Genomic DNA, 17,225 nt, shown 5'->3' with positions numbered 1-17,225 from the left:
GGTTTTTTATTCGGTGAACGGAGAACCATTCAACGGCCAACCAGTCCCTTTGCTCTATCCAACCCCCAATCCGCTATCCCCAACCACGGAAAGCACATCGAGTAGGAGAGGGGCGGAGCCCCTCGTCCTCTCACAGAACCGTGCGTACGGGCCGCGTACACGGCTCATGGATCAAGTATCGGAAATTTCGACAGGGGATGATGGTATTTTGTCATATCGACTAGGTTCATCTCTTCAAAGAACCTGTTGGGGATGGCGTAATTGGCTGCTTTTGAGTGAGAAGATCGCCATTTGTTCATTCTCATGTTGACTTTCTCTTTCCATCCGTTCCTTCTGAGAACTCTGTTCAGTTTCTTAGTTGTCTTCCACTGGTGTAGTATGATGGCTCTTAGCCTTCTCCTTATCCAGCTCAGAAGTCCCCTCAAGATGGATTGGAAATCCACTATCCTGAAATAGCTGGCGAATCCCCTCAACAGTGGATTGAGCTGTTTCACTATCTCCTTTACCGGCCTGCTCTGATTCCTTCTTGTAAGTTTCCTGACCTTTTCCTTGAATCTCTTCAATCTGGATTTCTCTATCCCCACTCTCTCGCCTTTTATTTCAAAGCCAAGAAAGTGAAATCCATCTTCAAGTGTTGTGATTCTCGTCTTGTTCCTGTTGACTTTGAGCTTCATGTCAATCTCCAGTATGTTTATCGCGATTGCCAGAAACTCTCGGGCTTCTTCCTGGGTTTTCGAGAAGATCAGTATGTCGTCTGCGTATCTGACTATCCTTATTCCTCTGGCTTTCATCTTCTGATCGAATTCGTTCAGATAGATGTTAGCCAGCAGCGGGCTTATTACTCCTCCCTGTGGACTGCCAGTCTCTGTTTCCTTCCAGACTCCATCTTCCATTACTCCGCTCTTCAGTATTGCCCGTATGAGTTTGAGTATCTTTCCATCACTCACTCTCTCGGCTACGGAGTCTATTATCTTCTCATGATCCAGAGTGTCGAAACATTCACTGAGGTCAAGTTCCACTACATTACACAGTCCGTATTTGGATGCAAAGGCTTTCGCCTTCTCCACTGCCTGCCAGGCATTTCTTCCCTTTCTGTAACCGTAACTGGAGGGATGGAATCCTTCCTCGAATATCGGTTCGAGTACCTCCTTAAGAGATTGCTGTACAACCCTGTCCCTTACGGCAGGTATTCTCAATTGCCTCGTTTTACCGTCGGCTTTCGGGATCTCTACCCCCCTGAGTGACATGGGTTTGTATTCGCCTCTCTTGATTTCTCCGGATAGTCTCTCGATTTCTTCGAGAAGTTTCTCTCCAAATGTTTCTACGCTTACTCCGTCTATCCCAGGGGCTCCTCTGTTGGATTTTACCCTGCCATAGGCTTCTAAAAGGTTCTTCTCCAAATAGACTTTGTCGATTAGACTGTAATACTTCATCTCTTTCTCCTGTATGCTCTCTTCCAACGGTTGTAGTCTCAGATGTTATTGCGACAACTAATGACTGGCTTCTCTACCCTTTCGGGAATATGTACCTTGTCTTTAACTGTCTAACCTGAATCTCTTCACTGTCTTCCGATCACATTTCTTCGATCCTTCCCCCCTTCGCAAGTGATGGAGCCTTTCGACTTCCCCATCACCCCCTTGGCTTTTAGCCAAGGTCCCTTCCCCTTTCGGAGAGGTTCTTCACTACTACGGGTTCATCTGCCATCCTCCTGAGCTTTCCGTTAACTTGGATCACCTCCTTGCTAACGGTTACCCCTTTCGGACTCATGAGGACTTCCCCGGGTAAGATACACCACTTTCATCCGAATCCTGCCATCCAAACCTTTACAGCTGGAGTCAGGGCTTTCCCTTATCTGGCAGGGTTACCCTACTGTAACGGCCATCCCTGGTTCACTTTCGTTCAGTTCCGGACTTTGCCTCGGGCTTCCTTCAGATTCACCGTTACCAGTGACACCCTTGCCTCTGGCTAATGCTTCTTTGACTCCCCGCATTCGGGTCTTTCACCCTATAGTTGTGTATCATGCCGGGCGCACCAGATCCCGAAACAAGTTCGGGATGACAGCAGATGGTTTTCCGAAAGGGCCAGATTCCGTCATTCCGACAAAGCTCCTGGTCGGAATCTTGATGCTATTGCTTCATAGCTCTTCTCGACGAACGGTAAACCGTACAACGGAGAACCGGTTTGTCTTGATCTTCCAACCGCCAATCCCTAATCACGATTTCCCTTTGCTCTTGCAACTGACAACTTGCAACTTGGAACTGATCCTTTGCTTTTCCTACCCCCGACCACGCTTCAAGAAACCCCTACTTCCTTCCATCTTCTGCAGGCGTGGAAGTGACCATCTTCAATCTCCTGAAGCTGAGGTTCTTCCTTCTCCCAGCATTCTTCTTTTGCATAAGGACATCTGGGATGGAATCTGCAGCCCTTTGGAATATTGGCGGCAGAGGGAATCTCTCCCTTTATCGGTACAATCTTTGGTTTGTTTACCTTTCCCGCTACCGGTTCGCATACGGCAGCGATGAGGGCCCTTGTGTATGGATGAACGGGATTGTCTATGACATCATCTGGATCTCCTATCTCTATTATCTTTCCAAGGTACATCACGGCTATCCTGTCGGTGAAGTATCTCGCAGTGGAAAGATCGTGTGTTATGTAGAGATAGGTAAGACCAAGGTCTCTCTGCACTTCCTTCATCATGTGGAGTATCTCGGCCCTGGTGGAAAGGTCAATCATGGATACCGGTTCATCCGCAACGAGAAGCTCGGGGTTTAGAAGAAGAGTCCTCGCGGTAGCTGCCCTCTGTCTCTGACCCCCGGATAACATATGGGGATACCTCACAAGGAATTCATCTGGAGGATTGAGCTTGACTTCCCTTAAAGCCTTCTCGATCATCTTCATTCTCTCATCCCTGTCTTCTCCGAGTTTGTGTATTATTAAAGGCTCCTCCATGACATCCCTTATCTTGAATCGCGGGTTCATTGAAGCGTATGGATCCTGAAAGATCATCTGTACATTCCTTCTGTATATCTTCAGTTCATCTTTCTCTATATGAGTTACATCCTTTCCGTTTAGAAACATGGTCCCGCCTGTAGGTTCGAGGAGTTTCATGATTAGTTTTCCCGTCGTGGTCTTTCCACATCCCGACTCTCCTACAAGACCGAATATCTCGCCCCTCTTTATCGAGAAGGATACTCCGTCAACTGCCTTGACGTAATTGTGTTCTCCCTTGAAGAACTGGGATATGTTTCTTCTTATGGGGAACCATTTCTGAAGGTCTTTGACTTCAATTATGTTTTCGTTCATCTCTTCTCACACCTCCAGCAGGCCACCATGTGTTCATCTTCTATCTCTATTAGGGGTGGTTCTTCTTCTTTGCACTTATCCATGGCCAGGGAACATCTGGGATGGAATCTACAGCCAGAAGGAGGCTCTAGCAAGTCCGGAGGAGCACCCGGGATGAACGAGAGTTCACTCACCCTTTCATGTAGTCTTGGAGTGGCGGCGAGCAAGTTTTTCGTATATGGATGACAGGGACCCTGTTCTCCGTATATCTGTTGATTTGTTCCTATCTCCACTATCTTTCCTGCATACATCACCGCTATCCTGTCTGAAACCTCTGCCTCTGTTGCAAGGTCGTGAGTTATGAAGATGAATGAAAGGTCGAGTTTTTCCTTTAAGTCTTTTAGAAGGTTTATTATCTGGGCCTGTACAATAACATCCAGAGCGGTCGTGGGTTCATCACAGATTATCACCTTGGGTTCCAGAAAGAGGGCGGTAGCGATGGCGATTCTCTGTTTCATTCCTCCCGAGAGTTCATGGGGATATCTCTTCACTATATCGCCTGAGAGTCCAACGAGGTTGAGATACTTCTCTATTCTCTTTCTCGCCTCGTCTCTCTCCATCTCTCTGTGTTCCTGTAAAGTCTCCATCATCTGTTTGCCTATTGTGTAAACGGGAGTGAGGGTATTCATTGCGCCCTGGAATACCATGGAAATCTTCTCCCAGCGTATATTCCTTCTCATTTCATTCTCACGCAGGGGAGTAATGTCGATACCGTCTACCTCTATTCTTCCTCCGACAATCTTACCCGGGGGAGTGGGCATCTTGAGAAGGGCGAAGCCTGTAGTTGTCTTTCCGCAGCCAGACTCTCCAACGAGGCCAAGAGTTTCCCCCTTCTTCAGTGTGAAGGAGATGTCGTCAACTGCCTTCACGACACCTTTGCTCGTGTAGTAGTAAAGCTTGAGGTTTTCTACAGTCAATATGTTATCCATATTCATTACCTCGTCTTCAGTTTCGGGTTAAGTATCTTGTCCATTGCGAACCCGACAAATGCGAATGTCATCCCCATGAAGGCTATCGCCAGTCCCGGCGGTACTACCCACCACCACATTCCGCTCAACATCGCGCCTCCATTATGGGCATCTTGAAGGATCTGACCCCACGTCACGATATTGGGGTCGCCCAACCCGAGCAGGCTGAGTGTTGCCTCGACCACGATAGCTCCCGGTACGTTGAGGGCCATTGAAGCGAAGGCGTAGGGGATAAGCAGAGGAACCATATGTTTGAAGATTATTCTCGTATTGGAGGCTCCAAGAGCCCTGGAGGCCTCAATATAAGTCTCTTCCTTGATCTGGAGTCCCATGCTCCTGACGGTCTTCACCGGTCCTACCCAGTAGAAGATGCACATGATCGCGATAATCATCCAAATATTTGGCTTAAAGACAGCGCTCATTACAATGAGTACGGGAAGCATGGGAACGCTTATGAATATCTCGAATATACGTTGCATTAAAGAATCCTTCCAGCCTCCTAGATAAGCGCTCATTACGCCGTAGATAACACCAATGGATACTGAAATAAGAGCCGTAAGGAGCCCGATAAGCATAGCCCACTTCACTCCGGCTATTACTCCACTCCAGATATCTCTCTTCGAGTTGTCCGTTCCCAGAATTCCATGCACCCTGCCCGCAATTTTCATTTCTGTGGAATCGATCAGGTCTGTTTCCTTCTGGAGAATCAGCGAGACCATTATTCTATACTCGCCTTTCAGGGCCTCTGGTTTGAATGGAACCGAATCCTCTACTTTGGAGAATATGATGTCTGTAGTTTTCATGGTCTGCTTCGAAAGGCCTGTTGCAGCGTCAAGCCCCTTGAGGAAATTGTACGCTTCATTCAATGAGGTCTTGTCAATCGCGATTCTCAAGTCGTTTCCTTCAGTAACTTCCAAAGGCTTTCTCAGCAAGTCGATCTTTCTTCCATCAGGTCTTTCGATGGATATGATTGCTGTCGGATTCGCCTTACCAGAGGCTCTGAATATTATGTCGGAGGGAGCGACATCATACTGGAAGTCATATACGAAGGTCTCCTCTATAATTCTTATCGGGCCGGCGTTTTTCTCTTCCTTTTTTGCTGACTCAAGAGCTATGGATACTGCGCTCTTCTTTGAGGAGAATAGGTTTGTCCACTGAGGTGCGGCACTGGCCGGATTATCCTCCCAGTAGGTTATGTCCTTCCACCGTTGGTTTGCTCCTTCAAAAGGGAGAAGCAGAGGTTCAAAAAACAAAACCATTAGAAACAATCCAAGAAAGACGAGGCCTATCATCCCCGATTTGACCCTTCTAAATTCTTGCCAGAACTCGTTGAACGATGATTTCATATCTCCAATTCTCATATTCTGCCACCAACCTTGATCCTGGGATCAAGAAGACCGTACACCAGATCGAGGAGAACAAGACCACAAATATACAATCCTGTGGTTATCGCGAGATTTCCCATAAGGACCGGAACATCGTTCTGCTGAAGGGCGAACCAGAAGAGATTCCCCATTCCGGGCCAGTTGAAGATACCTTCAAAGACAATATTTCCTGACACAGAGGCAAGCAGTGCAAGAAGCGACATGGTGACGATTGGTGGGGCCGATGTTCTCATTGTGTGTCCGTAGAGAACCTTCCTTTCGGGAATGCCCCTTGCTCTTGCCGCCATTATATAGTCGTCCTGAAGAACTCCGAGAACGATATTTCGAGTAAGGAAGGCGCGCCCCCAAAATCCAATTACGACAAGAGTCATCACTGGAAGCGCCAAATGATAGAGAGCATCTAAGAAGAATGCTATTCCCTCTGGAGGAGGCGTAGCGTGAAGTCCACCAGAAGGAAATACTTTTAGTGTGTATGCGAAGAACATGATCAGTATCATGCCCAACCACCACGACGGCATACCGAAGACCACCATGGTTCCTACTGAAGTACTTTTGTCCAGTAACCCTCCGGCCTTTTGAGCCTTCTTCAGGCCAAGCCATATTCCAATAAAGATGTCGACGAGCATCGCTGTGCTGAAAAGAACAAGGGTTCTTGGTATCTTCTCGGAGACTATCGACCAGACATCCCGATCGCCTGCTGCAGAGCGTATGGAACTCGATTTTCCAAGGTTGAAGGTCAGGGTTGACCAGGTTCGCCACACTATCCTTTCGAAGATGGGCTTGTCCAGTCTGTAAAGGGCATACTTTTCTGCCCTTCTCATTTCGATGAAGTCTTGAATCTGTTGGGAGCTTCGGTTATCTAGGGCCATCAATTCGCCTCTAATTTCCTCATCGATCTGTCCTCGCAAGGTCTGTTCCATGACGGTGTTGAAAAGCGCAGAAAAGACGAAAATCAGTATGATGTAGATAAAGATGCCGTAGAAGACACGTTTCAACATGTATTTCCAGAACATATTCCACCTCAATAATGAAAGCGGCACCCTTTCGGGTACCGCTCTGCAGACATCAGTAAACTATGGTGGAAGTGACGGACGATGCCGGCACCGCACCTTCGAGTGAAGCGATTGCCAGAACGTTGTATGAGCCAGGTTCGAGATCTTCGATAGCTTCAGCGTTTATTACAGCTTCGAAAAGTCCCGGTTCGATCAAGACGGCGTCGAAAGTCATCTCTTTCTCCGGAGTTATAAGTGTCACGACAACGCTTCCCCTGGATGCCTTGGATACCTCTTCAGATGGATAGGCAACCTCTGCGACTACTACCTTGACAGTCGTATCCATTCCCTTCATGATTATGGCCGGTACGTCTATAGAGTCGATTGAAAGCCTTACGGTTTTCAACATTTCCTTCCAGTAGTACGGTTCATATGGATAGGAAGGATCTCTAAAGGCCCTGCATTCCGCATAGTTCGCAGTTGGGTCGTATTTTGAAAGGTAGTATGGTCCATTGCTTATATACGCATGTCCATACTTGTCTATGAAGTCGATTGCGGCCTGGTATCTTGACTGAGCCTCTTCGACAGTTATCAGGCCCTTAAGAGAGTTAGGAACATGTCCCTTTTCTATTAGCTCGACGAGTTTCGCTTTTATGTCTTTCACGTGGTTCGGTACAAGGACATCGATCTGAGTGACAGCGGGATCGTTCCTGAAGGCATAGACCGTTCCAGATTGGCTGCCGTTGGCAACGATTTCCGCGAGGGCCTCGTATATTTCCCAGGAGACTATTACAAATGGCTGTCTGTGGACTCCAAGGAAAGGTGCTCCCCACTGTGCGGTTCTGTCGACGCTTGCAGGGAAGTTGTAATCGAAGTAGGTAGTGATTGTCCCGTCATCGTTTACAATATATCCCTTTATCGTGTCTTGTCCGCTTCTCATGTAATTCTCGTACGAAGCTTCGTAGTACTTGTCATTCTCCCCGTCTCTCGATATCCATTCATCAATGAATGCGAAGGCGTAGAGATAGTCGTTGACTGTTATGGGCTGGCCCTGGTGCATGTTGCCTCCGAGGAGGGTATATGTTCCCATCGACATTGACTTGACGCCCGGGCCGACTTCCTTCCACTGCTTGGTCTTGCTGTCGAATCTTATCGCATTTTCGGGAACGTCTATTGTACCTACGACGTCACCTTCCGAGTTTCGCTCGACCTTCGTGACTATGTCGTCATGTGTCCAGTTAACTCTGTAAGGGGTATTTATAGCAGACGCCGGGCTCTCAAAAGAGCTGGGATCAGAGAGAATCGTTACGACATTTGCACTGTACGTGTCTGAGATTCCGTCAGGTCCTACAGGATCCCAGTTGGACATGAAGAGAGCTCCAACGGATGAGTACTGTGTGACAAAAAGCACCTTGTCATCGGTGACGGCCGTTTTGAGTGACCAGTCATTAACTCCGTCTCCGAGTCCGTATGCGAATCTGTCGAGAAGCCTCGCCGAATTGGCCGTATAGAAGCCGTCCTGATAGCAGACATAAATTCTAACTGCGTCTTTAAGTCCCATCTCCAGAGCCGTAAGAGAAAGGTCCCAGTACTCCTCTTCAGTTAAGAAGTTTCCTGTGTAGGCCCTATCTATGAGATCGTCCAGCTTTTCGTTTCTGAAATTCCAGAACCCTTCTGTCCCACGGCCGGGCATGTAGGATCCACCGGAAGCATACATCTGGCGTACTATGTGTTCCCAGAAGGCTCTTGTGGCGCCTGCGCTCCATGCTTCGGTGTAGAGGTTCCAGATCAGGTCTGCAGGATCGCTACCATAAGCTGTGTTGCTAGCTTTTGATCTTTCCCAGACCAGTCTGTCCACTGTTACCCCGGCCTTTTCAAGTTGAAGGGAGACGTATTCGGCCATCTTGACTCTAACGTTGGGGTCATCAGCCCTAATAACGAATTTAACCGTCAATGGCTCATTATCGAAATACCATTTGCCGTTACTGTTTACCAGTCTACCCTGATTCTCAGGAATCTTTGCGGCATCCTCAAGAGCTTTCTTCATAGCTTCGAGAGCTCTTGTCTCGTTGCCTTCAAAGCTTAACCCAAGTTTGTTTGCGACCAGACCGTATCTGTAGGTACCGGGTTGACCGGGGGTTGCCATAGACAACATCGGTCCTCCAGCGCCTCCAAGTATCTCGTCAACTATGTACTGCCTGTTGATCAAGTCGTTGAGAGCATACCTGAATTCGTTTATCGCCATTACGTTGAAGAAGTCCTTTCCGTCTACATTTGCGAAGTAAGGAGCTTCGTTCGGATATGGGTTTACGAAAAGAGCATAGGTTAGCGCTGGAACAGAGTAGATATCCATTTTGTCTCGTGTTGCCTTATCCATCCCCATTAACGTAGGACCGGAGACGCCTTCCATGAAAATGTCGGTGAGTCCTTCGGCAACGTCTCTGAGACCGAGTTCTTGAGACATCTTAACGTTGAAGTAGATGACGTCGGAGATTGGTCCCTTCTCGGTTGCAAAAACACCGCCACAGAGAACAATCATCGATGCGAGAAGGATCACGGTAAGTCTCTTACTCAATTTCTTTCGCCCCCTTTTTCATTTAGTTCTGTGCCTTTGCACAGAATATTCAGTTGTATATCAGTAAGAAATTTTCATTATAATCGCATAATTATAATTCTGGACAGAACTATAGTGCAAAAAGTAATCGATAATTTAATTACTTCGATAAAAAGAAAAAGATTATCAAAGCATTACGAAGTCTAACACAATAATTCCAAGAATGTCAAGCTCTTTGCTTCAATAATTAATGGAAAAATAATTAATTAGTTGTAGTGATTGATTATTTCAATATGAATTAGCGTGCAAATCAATAAATTAAACTAACCAAAACCAAATTATCGATATAGTTCGGCAAGGTAATGAATAATTCCAACAATGGATTTTAATTCTTAAGGCAAATTTTTCAATAGTGAGGGCGGAAATAAAGAGCTGAATCAAAGGAGATCATTACTACGAAGAAACCATTCTATCTCTTTTTCGTATTTCGCTGGATCGGTAACAAGGGCCATCGCATGGCCAGCATCGGGAACTATAAGTAGATGTTTGTTTGATTGTCTTTCACTGTACATCTTTTCGCTCATAAAGGTAGGGACGTAGTGGTCTTCTCCACCGTGAGCAAACATGATAGGAATGGAAGTCTCTCTTACTGATCTGATCGGGCTGACTTCCTTGAGATCGGCTCCAGTCATTATCCTAGCGAAGAGACGGGCGAGCCAGATGAATGGAACTCTTGGCAGATGAAAGTCCTCTCTCAACCTTATCGAGAGCAATTCTTCGAGGTCCGAAAAACCACAGTCGGCGACGCAGAAGTCGATCTCATCATCTAGAGAAAGATACTGAATTGCGATTGCGGCACCCATCGATTCCCCATGCAGACCTATTCTGGTCTTCTTGCCCAGTCTATCCAGGACCCAGTTTTTCACCGCAGCAAGATCATGTTTCTCGTAATAGCCCAGAGTCGTATTCGTGCCTCCGCTCTTTCCGTGATTTCTGTGGTCATATACGATGATGTTAAAGCCTAGCTTGTGAAAAATTTTCGCGTACTTTATGGAACCGAACAGCGAATAAGTGATACCGTGGCAGATAATTACAGCTCTTTCGGAATTGTCGTTCGGAATGAGTAACCCGTGAAGTTTGTATCCATACGGAGAATCAATCCAGACCTCCTCCTTTTCGATCTTTTCGAACCACTCCGGATCCATTCTGCCGTTTTCGACTTCGATGCGGTAGGTCTCTTCGTACGGGATTTGCCGCGGTTTCGTGACCTTGTTGGCAAAAACGGCACCGACGATGCCCAGAAATCCTACAACGATCAGCACCAATATTATCACTGTCATTTTTCTCCTCCAGTAGGAATTACCTTTTTTCAAAGTCCATGAACCCGTGTTCCATGGATGGCCGTTCAGTAACCCTCTTGATGTTTCCTCCGGAAAGCTTTATCGAAATCGATCCCTTCTCGATCTTCGCAAGGAATGCATTTAGCTGTGCTTTGCTGCCCTGAGCTACTACTCTCACCGAGCCATCGTCGAGGTTCTCTACATAACCAGTAATCCCATGTCTCGTAGCCAGACGCCTTATGAAGTTTCTCATGCCGACCTTCTGAACTCTTCCCTGAATAATTATCTCGACGGTTCTCAAACTGTGATTTCTCCCCTTGTGATTTAGAATATCATGTATAAAACAATTTTATCAGCAGAAAGTGTACTTGATCACTTTAAGAGAGCAGTAGTGGTTTTCATTAATCAAGGAAGTGTACTTTCTTGTTGCTCTTTCTAAGACTGGTTGTTGTCCTGAAGTTTCCGGTCATCAGAGTACGTCGACGATTACTTTTCAATCAAGGTACTCTTCAAGAGATTTCTGTTGGATATGATCTATAGAGGAGGGACAGAATGATAGTTATAGAGAAAATGAGGTCAGATGAGTTTAGCGTATATCTGAGAAAACTTGTTGAAAACTACGCGGTAGAGAATGTGAAATCCGGAAGATGGGAAGAGAAAAGCGCACTAGAAAAATCGAAGAGAGAGGTCGATTCATTGCTGACTGACGGACTGAACACAGAGAACCACGAACTGCTGAATCTTAAGGAAAAGGATACAGGCAAGAAGATCGGCTGTGTCTGGCTACATATCTTCCCGGGAATGGAGAAGAAGGGATTCATCTATGATTTCGTAATCGATGAGGCATTCAGGGGAAAAAGCTACGGGAAAGAGAGCTTGAAGGCGCTTGAGGAATATGCTTCAAAACTAGGAGTGGAAGACCTTTCGCTCCATGTTTTCGCACATAACACCGTGGCGGTTGCTCTATATAGGAAGATGGGGTATGAAGTTACCAGCTTGAATATGGCAAAGCATATAGGGGGGAAATAAAAAAGAGAGGAAACTTCCTCTCTTTTCTGGCAGGCGAGGAGGGCCTCGAACCCCCGACCTACGATTTTGGAGACCGTCGCTCTGCCAATTGAGCTACTCGCCTACAAAGACGATTATAGCGGAATCGATACTCCTTTTCAAGAGGAGAGGATAATTGCCAACACGATCGAAATTAGAAATAGAACGAGATAGGAAGAGAGAGCCGAATCGATCCTCTCGAAATAAACCGGCAGAGGTCTGAGAAACTTGCGAAGCAGAAGATATGCGGCTACTCCCGCAATAACGGCAAATAATGATTCGAACATATATATTTCGAAACCGATAATCCCGTGTACGATTATGACTCCGGACAAAATGGAGTAAGCCGCAACGGTATTCGCGGCAGGCCGCGAGGAAGATTTTCCGGGTTTGAGAAAGATGAATTTCGAGAAGCTCATGGCCGTTCCAGCGGAAGCAATGAGGAGCAGTATCTTCAACGAGGGACAACAAGCGCCGTGTATGATGATCTCCTTCGTCACACATCCGGATGTCATGGGAAATCCCGCGATTGCGAGCGAACCGATCAACAGAAAAGCGTACTCGACCCTCGTGATCTTCCCCGACCACTTTGTATACTCCTTTGTACCGAGTCTTTCCGAAATATTTCCGACGACCAGAAAAAGGAGCGTTTTGAATATTGCATGGCTGAAGCCGTGCCAGGCAGAGGACTTGTCACAATTCACAAGCATGAATCCAACTTGAGAGATAGTGTGATATGCTAGCACCCTCTTGGCGTTCTTTGAATTGACTGCGAATACGACGCCGACAATTGCGCTTACGATTCCTATGAACATATAGGTATCTCTCATCCAGCCGAAAGAGGAATAGGTTATGAACCTTATCGATAAATAGACATCAAGTTTGACAATAAGACCGGATAGTATTGGAGACACTTCGATTGGCGCATTGGAATGAGCATCCGGAAGCCACATTGAGAAAAAGAAAAGACCGGACTTGACGGCCAGCCCCCCAAAGATCAGAACTGTTGCGATAGTCGAAACCTGTTCGAGACTATCCATCGCAAATGAACCCGTTTCCATATAGACGATTCCGATTCCTAGTAGATAGAAGTTCAGACCTAGTGAAGAGAGGAGCAGATACTTCAGACTGGCCCAGGCCTGACGGGGCTTCTTCTCGTAGGAAATTAGGATAAAGGAAATTATCGATGCGAGTTCAACGGTTACGAAAATACTGAAAAGGTCTCTCGAAAGGAATATTGAATTTAGAGTTCCGTAAAGTATGAGGATCAAGGCATAGAAAAAACCGTCATAACCCTTCTTGATAGAATTCAAAATCACCGCGAGCATAACGATAAAAGTCGATAGCAGAAAGGGGATTGCTAATTCATCTATCGCAAGTCCAATTCCAAGTGAACCCCAGTTCCCTATGTCTATCGAAGCGTTGTCAAAGATAACAAATGGAAGGACGCTTCCACCGACTAAAGCCGTAACAATGGCAATGATCAGGCTGACGTTCTTTCTCTTCTTCAATACAAGGCAGATAACGCCTCCGAGAACGGGCAGGAAGACTAATGCTATCATTTTTCCTCCCTCTCGAAAATCATTTCGATAGTCTCGACATTCATTGTGTGATACTTGTTGTAAATTATGATCGCAAATACGAGCGAAAGACAGAGCAATGCAAATGAAATTACGATTCCGGTAATTATTACGGCCTGGGGAATGGGGTCTGCATAGACTGCATTAGAAAAGTCACCGCTGATTATGGGGGGAATTATCCCTCCTCTGGCCGAAATTCCGGTATACATAAGATTTACGGAAGTCTCTACTATACCAAGGGACAAGATTTTCTTTATTATGTTTTTCGAGAGAATCATGCCCACTGCTCCGACCAGCATACCAATTATCGAGAAATAGATTACGAGAATTCCCGTCATAATGTTCCCCGTCTGTTTATGAACTCGCTGGACATCTTCCAGGCGCCTGCATATACTTTGATTCCTATCAATATATTCATCATGGGTATTAGTCCGCCACTGAAAACCGAACCGAATCCAGCCTCAGATAGTATTTGTGCGTGAGCCTCTGGAAAGATTATGATGAAACATGAAAACGCAAAAATAAGAATAAGGCTTACGTTCTCCAGCATATTTACCTTGAAGATCTCATAATGAAGACTCGCTCTCCTGAAACTCGAAGTGAGTCCATAAGTGACAACGCCCGTTGCGAGAACTACTCCACCAACAAATCCTCCACCGGGACTTATGTGACCGTTTATCACAACATATAGGAAGAGCGTTATGGACAGTGCAGCCAGTCCACCGCTGTAAACAGTAACCGTTCCGAATACCTGCTGACCCTCGTCGCTATTAACGGGCAGCGAAGTAAAAAGGCTTGCAACACCAAGTGCAGTTATCGTAAAGACTATTATCTCGAAAATAGTGTCATAGAGTCTTGTTTCAAGATAAACGCTTGTGACTATATTGGGTACGTTTACTCGATTCACTATTTCTTCGATCGGCTCTGGAATACTGCCGAACGGATCAAAGGAAAAAAGAACGATCATGAAGATGGTTATCAGAGCTATGATTCCCGCGATCTTCACAGATACCGCCCCACAATCTCCTCAATGTTTCCCGAAGATCTTATGAACTCCAGTCCTTCAAGGATATCCTTTTCGAGATCAGGTGAATTCGTCGAAACGACAAAGACATAGCTGCTCTTTCTCAGAAACTCAGGCGTTGGAGAAAGGGAGTTTCTGCTCAAGTGCTTCAGTCTCACAAAATCGATTTCCTCTCCATTGCACAGGAAGATCGAAGTTTCCAAATAGGGAATGCCCTTCGTCCTGCCGGTAACATCGTCTTCTGTAAGCGCTCCGCAAATCAAATCTATATCATGGTTTTCTATCGCTACCAATGCCTCTTCCTTGCTGGAAAACTTCACAGGTTCGAGATGATAACCCTCTTTCTCATCGACAAGCTGGATTATCTCCCACTCCAGACCCCTGAATCCAGAGGGTGTCTCTTCAATCATCGACGGTACCTCGACAATGCCGAGACGAACACGGCGCTGCTTCTTGAGCGCCATTATGTAAACGATCAGAACAAGGGCTACCCCGACCGAAAATTGAGTCATGGCAACATCCGGTGCTCCAATTATCATCATTATTATGGCTGACAGAGAACCGACAATCCCAAACCAGATTACGCTTTGGAAATTGGTTTTCGATGAAAGGACTATTATCGCACTGACAATATATAAAGAGCTGATTGCGACTATGACAAAGCTCATTTCTCTCTTCCCCCTGAGTTTATGAAAGCTCTTGCAATGACGTGTGTCACGAGAGGTCCCGTAACCATTAAAGCAACTATGAACGCGAGCATTTCGATTATCGTCAGGAGACCGAAGAAAAACGCCGAGATCACTAGGAATATCAGGCCAACCGTATCGGCTATGGTTAGGAAATGAAGTGTACCAATTATCGTGTGTGCAAAAACCGCCCTGAGAGTACCGGCAACAACGAAGAAAAGCCCAGGGATCAGAATTATGTAGGCGATTATTTCCATCATCTGCGCACTCCCATATAATAAGCTGCGATAATCGTTCCGCTTGTGTTGAGTATAAGGAATAGAAGAGCAACACTCGAGACGAAATCGACGCTTGTTACCATCTCAATGAAAATTATACCTATTAGAAGTCTTGTGGAGATAGCAGAATAAGCCACAAGAAGCCTCCAGGGATTACTGCCTGCGGCGAACCACACAAGCATTACAATGGAGGAGATAGTTGCAGCCATGGTGATGTAAAAAGTCACTTCTTCACCTCATGAATCAGCAATCCTTCCCTGTCTTTCGAGATGACTATTTCCTCAGGGGTCATCGTTATAGAGATGATCTTGCCAAACTCCACAATTCTGTTTTCCGGAGATTTCTCACTCCTGACCGTGAAGACGGGTCTTGAGAAGATAAGTCTGAACGCTTGAAATACGGCTATTGGCAAGGCAAGAATAATCTTGAAAGCCGTGGCAAAAACGGGGCCGGAACGAATGAGTCTAGATGATATATATTGAGGAAGAACGGAAACTAACACTCCCGAAACTACTGAGGCCAGAGTGAATCTGCCAAAAAAAGTGATCCACAAAAAGAAAGAGATTGTGAAAATCATCTAGTCCCACCTCAGAGGTTTCGCCCTGTAGCCTTCATTCGACTCGAAGTGCTGCATCCAACCGGTGAGGCCAAACGCATCTATCACGTTCAGCGCGTGATCGTACTCTTCTTCCGAAATTCTTCTCGATAGCTCATAGTATTCTCTCGCCCTGTAAACAGGTCGATACTGTGACATAAGCGATATGGGAACGGATGAAGATAATTCAAAAGCAACAAACTCCGCCATTTCTTCAGTGCCTGCTATTCCTTCAGGTAGAACAAGATGTCTGACGATAACTCCTCGCATGTTTTCTTCTCTGAAAGAGCCTGTTTGCCTGAACATCTCCTTAACTGCCTTCTTTGTGACAGTCCAGTAGTCGGGAACAAGGGAGTATTTCTTTCCAACCTCATCGTCGGTGTATCTTATGTCTGTGAGGTATATGTCCACGATTCCATCGAGAAGCAGCAGTGTACTCACTTCTTCATAGCCGCTTGTGTTGAACACTACCGGAAGAGAAAAGCCCTCCTTAAGAGCAAGTTCGTAAGCTTTGAGAAAGCCATACAGATTTGGAGTCGGAGTGACGAGATCGATGCAAGCGGCCCCTTCCTCCTGAATCTTCATAAAGTGTCGTGATAGCTCTTCAAAAGAAAAGACCTTGCCTGAATTCTTCTGACTGAAGGCGAAGTTTTGACAGTAGAGGCAGCTCATTGAACAGCCACTGAAAAAGATCGCACCTGCACCGCCTTCCTTCACCAAAGGTGGTTCTTCCCCGAAGTGGAGAACAGTTGCCGAGACTCTTGGTTCGATCCTTTGCATGCAGAAACCAGGAACCTCGAACCTGTTTATACGACACTTCTTGGGGCACAGGTCACACGAGTGCAGCCTTTCACGAGTGTTTTCTATTGCTTTTTGCACTTTGACAAGTCTTTCTGCGTTTGAATCCATCCAACCCATTCCTTTTCTTCACTCTTGAGAGTTGACGGAAGACCGTCAGCTGAGATTAGTCACGCAAATTCGAGTCTACGGTAACTGAGATTGCGTTTGGGCTATGGAAGAGAAAAGGAACACTTCGAACAAGTTCGCCTAACCATCAACCCATAACGCACAACCAATCTAACTCGTCCTGAGAGTCTTACACCCCTTAATCTGAACTTGTTTCAGCATTGCGCCCCAAAGAACCGCTGCACGCTGATGAAAAACACGTTGTCCGTCAACGGTCCACCGTCCTCCGAGAAGATCAAAACCAGATTCCGAAACAAGTTCGGGATGACAGAGTGAGGAGCTTCCTGCCAAGAGCCGGTGCCGGAATAACTTTCTCAGTTACAGTAAAACCCTGAATTGATGAACCGGTTCTCTTCACGAAACCCCATACCCTGTAATCGATACCCTGCCCTTCTCGTCATCTGAACTTGTTTCAACATCCAGTTCCTTTTCGCCGGCGAATACCGCTCAATGGCGCATAGTTCTCTT

Annotated in this window: 19 protein-coding genes and 1 tRNA gene; 1 reads left to right on the top strand and 19 read right to left on the bottom strand. The window is 46.2% G+C overall.

Going from position 1 to position 17,225, the window contains the following annotated elements; genetic code table 11:
- Nucleotides 1–164: 164 nt before the first annotated feature.
- The 10 genes from ltrA to THEBA_RS12010 form a co-directional block, all read right to left on the bottom strand.
- A complete protein-coding gene (gene ltrA, locus THEBA_RS12045; protein ID WP_014731775.1) occupies nucleotides 165–1,433 on the bottom strand; it encodes a group II intron reverse transcriptase/maturase in 1,269 nt (422 codons plus the stop codon).
- A 211-nt stretch (nucleotides 1,434–1,644) separates the two neighbouring features.
- Nucleotides 1,645–1,767 carry a hypothetical protein gene (locus tag THEBA_RS14880; protein ID WP_006485555.1) on the bottom strand — a complete coding sequence of 41 codons (123 nt, stop codon included), beginning with the start codon at nucleotides 1,765–1,767 and terminating at the stop codon, nucleotides 1,645–1,647.
- A 94-nt stretch (nucleotides 1,768–1,861) separates the two neighbouring features.
- Nucleotides 1,862–1,990, bottom strand: coding sequence for a hypothetical protein (locus tag THEBA_RS14875; RefSeq protein WP_006485539.1), 129 nt, complete (start codon nucleotides 1,988–1,990; stop codon nucleotides 1,862–1,864).
- Nucleotides 1,991–2,292: 302 nt separating this feature from the next.
- Entirely contained in the window at nucleotides 2,293–3,303 is a 1,011-nt protein-coding gene (locus THEBA_RS12040; RefSeq protein ID WP_014731774.1) for an ABC transporter ATP-binding protein, read from the bottom strand.
- Entirely contained in the window at nucleotides 3,300–4,271 is a 972-nt protein-coding gene (locus tag THEBA_RS12035; RefSeq protein WP_006489918.1) for an ABC transporter ATP-binding protein, read from the bottom strand. Before THEBA_RS12035 ends, THEBA_RS12040 begins: the two co-directional genes overlap by 4 nt.
- Nucleotides 4,272–4,276: 5 nt before the next feature.
- Nucleotides 4,277–5,671, bottom strand: coding sequence for an ABC transporter permease (locus THEBA_RS12030; RefSeq protein WP_014731773.1), 1,395 nt, complete (start codon nucleotides 5,669–5,671; stop codon nucleotides 4,277–4,279).
- Entirely contained in the window at nucleotides 5,668–6,708 is a 1,041-nt protein-coding gene (locus THEBA_RS12025) for an ABC transporter permease (protein WP_014731772.1), read from the bottom strand. The genes THEBA_RS12030 and THEBA_RS12025 overlap by 4 nt, the downstream gene beginning before the upstream one ends.
- Nucleotides 6,709–6,760: 52 nt before the next feature.
- Nucleotides 6,761–9,262 carry an ABC transporter substrate-binding protein gene (locus tag THEBA_RS12020; protein ID WP_014731771.1) on the bottom strand — a complete coding sequence of 834 codons (2,502 nt, stop codon included), beginning with the start codon at nucleotides 9,260–9,262 and terminating at the stop codon, nucleotides 6,761–6,763.
- A 416-nt stretch (nucleotides 9,263–9,678) separates the two neighbouring features.
- The gene (locus THEBA_RS12015) at nucleotides 9,679–10,581 is read right to left on the bottom strand and encodes an alpha/beta hydrolase (RefSeq protein WP_014731770.1); all 903 of its coding nucleotides are present in this window, start codon (nucleotides 10,579–10,581) and stop codon (nucleotides 9,679–9,681) included.
- A gap of 19 nt (nucleotides 10,582–10,600) precedes the next feature.
- A complete protein-coding gene (locus THEBA_RS12010; protein WP_014731769.1) occupies nucleotides 10,601–10,882 on the bottom strand; it encodes an acylphosphatase in 282 nt (93 codons plus the stop codon).
- Between the two features lie 251 nt (nucleotides 10,883–11,133).
- Here THEBA_RS12010 and THEBA_RS12005 point away from each other — a divergent pair, with 251 nt between their 5' ends.
- Complete coding sequence (locus tag THEBA_RS12005) at nucleotides 11,134–11,610, top strand: GNAT family N-acetyltransferase (RefSeq protein WP_006489927.1); 477 nt, start codon at nucleotides 11,134–11,136, stop codon at nucleotides 11,608–11,610.
- 27 nt (nucleotides 11,611–11,637) lie between these two features.
- On the opposite strand, the gene THEBA_RS12000 is transcribed toward THEBA_RS12005, so the two are convergent.
- The 9 genes from THEBA_RS12000 to THEBA_RS11960 all read right to left on the bottom strand — a co-directional run bounded on the left by THEBA_RS12000 (nucleotide 11,638) and on the right by THEBA_RS11960 (nucleotide 16,571).
- Nucleotides 11,638–11,713, bottom strand: a tRNA-Trp gene (locus THEBA_RS12000).
- A 34-nt stretch (nucleotides 11,714–11,747) separates the two neighbouring features.
- A complete protein-coding gene (locus THEBA_RS11995) occupies nucleotides 11,748–13,190 on the bottom strand; it encodes a proton-conducting transporter transmembrane domain-containing protein (RefSeq protein ID WP_014731768.1) in 1,443 nt (480 codons plus the stop codon).
- Entirely contained in the window at nucleotides 13,187–13,546 is a 360-nt protein-coding gene (locus THEBA_RS11990) for a sodium:proton antiporter (RefSeq protein ID WP_014731767.1), read from the bottom strand. Before THEBA_RS11990 ends, THEBA_RS11995 begins: the two co-directional genes overlap by 4 nt.
- Nucleotides 13,543–14,214, bottom strand: coding sequence for an MnhB domain-containing protein (locus tag THEBA_RS11985; RefSeq protein WP_014731766.1), 672 nt, complete (start codon nucleotides 14,212–14,214; stop codon nucleotides 13,543–13,545). Before THEBA_RS11985 ends, THEBA_RS11990 begins: the two co-directional genes overlap by 4 nt.
- Nucleotides 14,211–14,900, bottom strand: a complete 690-nt coding sequence (locus THEBA_RS11980; RefSeq protein WP_014731765.1) for a hydrogenase subunit MbhD domain-containing protein — start codon at nucleotides 14,898–14,900, stop codon at nucleotides 14,211–14,213. Before THEBA_RS11980 ends, THEBA_RS11985 begins: the two co-directional genes overlap by 4 nt.
- Nucleotides 14,897–15,178, bottom strand: a complete 282-nt coding sequence (locus THEBA_RS11975; protein ID WP_014731764.1) for a monovalent cation/H(+) antiporter subunit G — start codon at nucleotides 15,176–15,178, stop codon at nucleotides 14,897–14,899. Before THEBA_RS11975 ends, THEBA_RS11980 begins: the two co-directional genes overlap by 4 nt.
- Entirely contained in the window at nucleotides 15,175–15,423 is a 249-nt protein-coding gene (locus THEBA_RS11970; protein ID WP_006489940.1) for a hypothetical protein, read from the bottom strand. Before THEBA_RS11970 ends, THEBA_RS11975 begins: the two co-directional genes overlap by 4 nt.
- Entirely contained in the window at nucleotides 15,420–15,773 is a 354-nt protein-coding gene (locus THEBA_RS11965) for a hypothetical protein (protein WP_014731763.1), read from the bottom strand. The genes THEBA_RS11970 and THEBA_RS11965 overlap by 4 nt, the downstream gene beginning before the upstream one ends.
- Nucleotides 15,774–16,571: a radical SAM protein gene (locus THEBA_RS11960; RefSeq protein ID WP_236609163.1), complete on the bottom strand. Its 798-nt coding sequence runs from the start codon at nucleotides 16,569–16,571 to the stop codon at nucleotides 15,774–15,776.
- Between the last annotated feature and the right edge of the window lie 654 nt (nucleotides 16,572–17,225).

It is taken from the genome of Mesotoga prima MesG1.Ag.4.2 (assembly GCF_000147715.2).
Classification (GTDB): domain Bacteria; phylum Thermotogota; class Thermotogae; order Petrotogales; family Kosmotogaceae; genus Mesotoga; species Mesotoga prima.
Note: the sequence above shows the minus strand (reverse complement) of the source record. Positions and strands in the feature narration are given on the sequence as shown.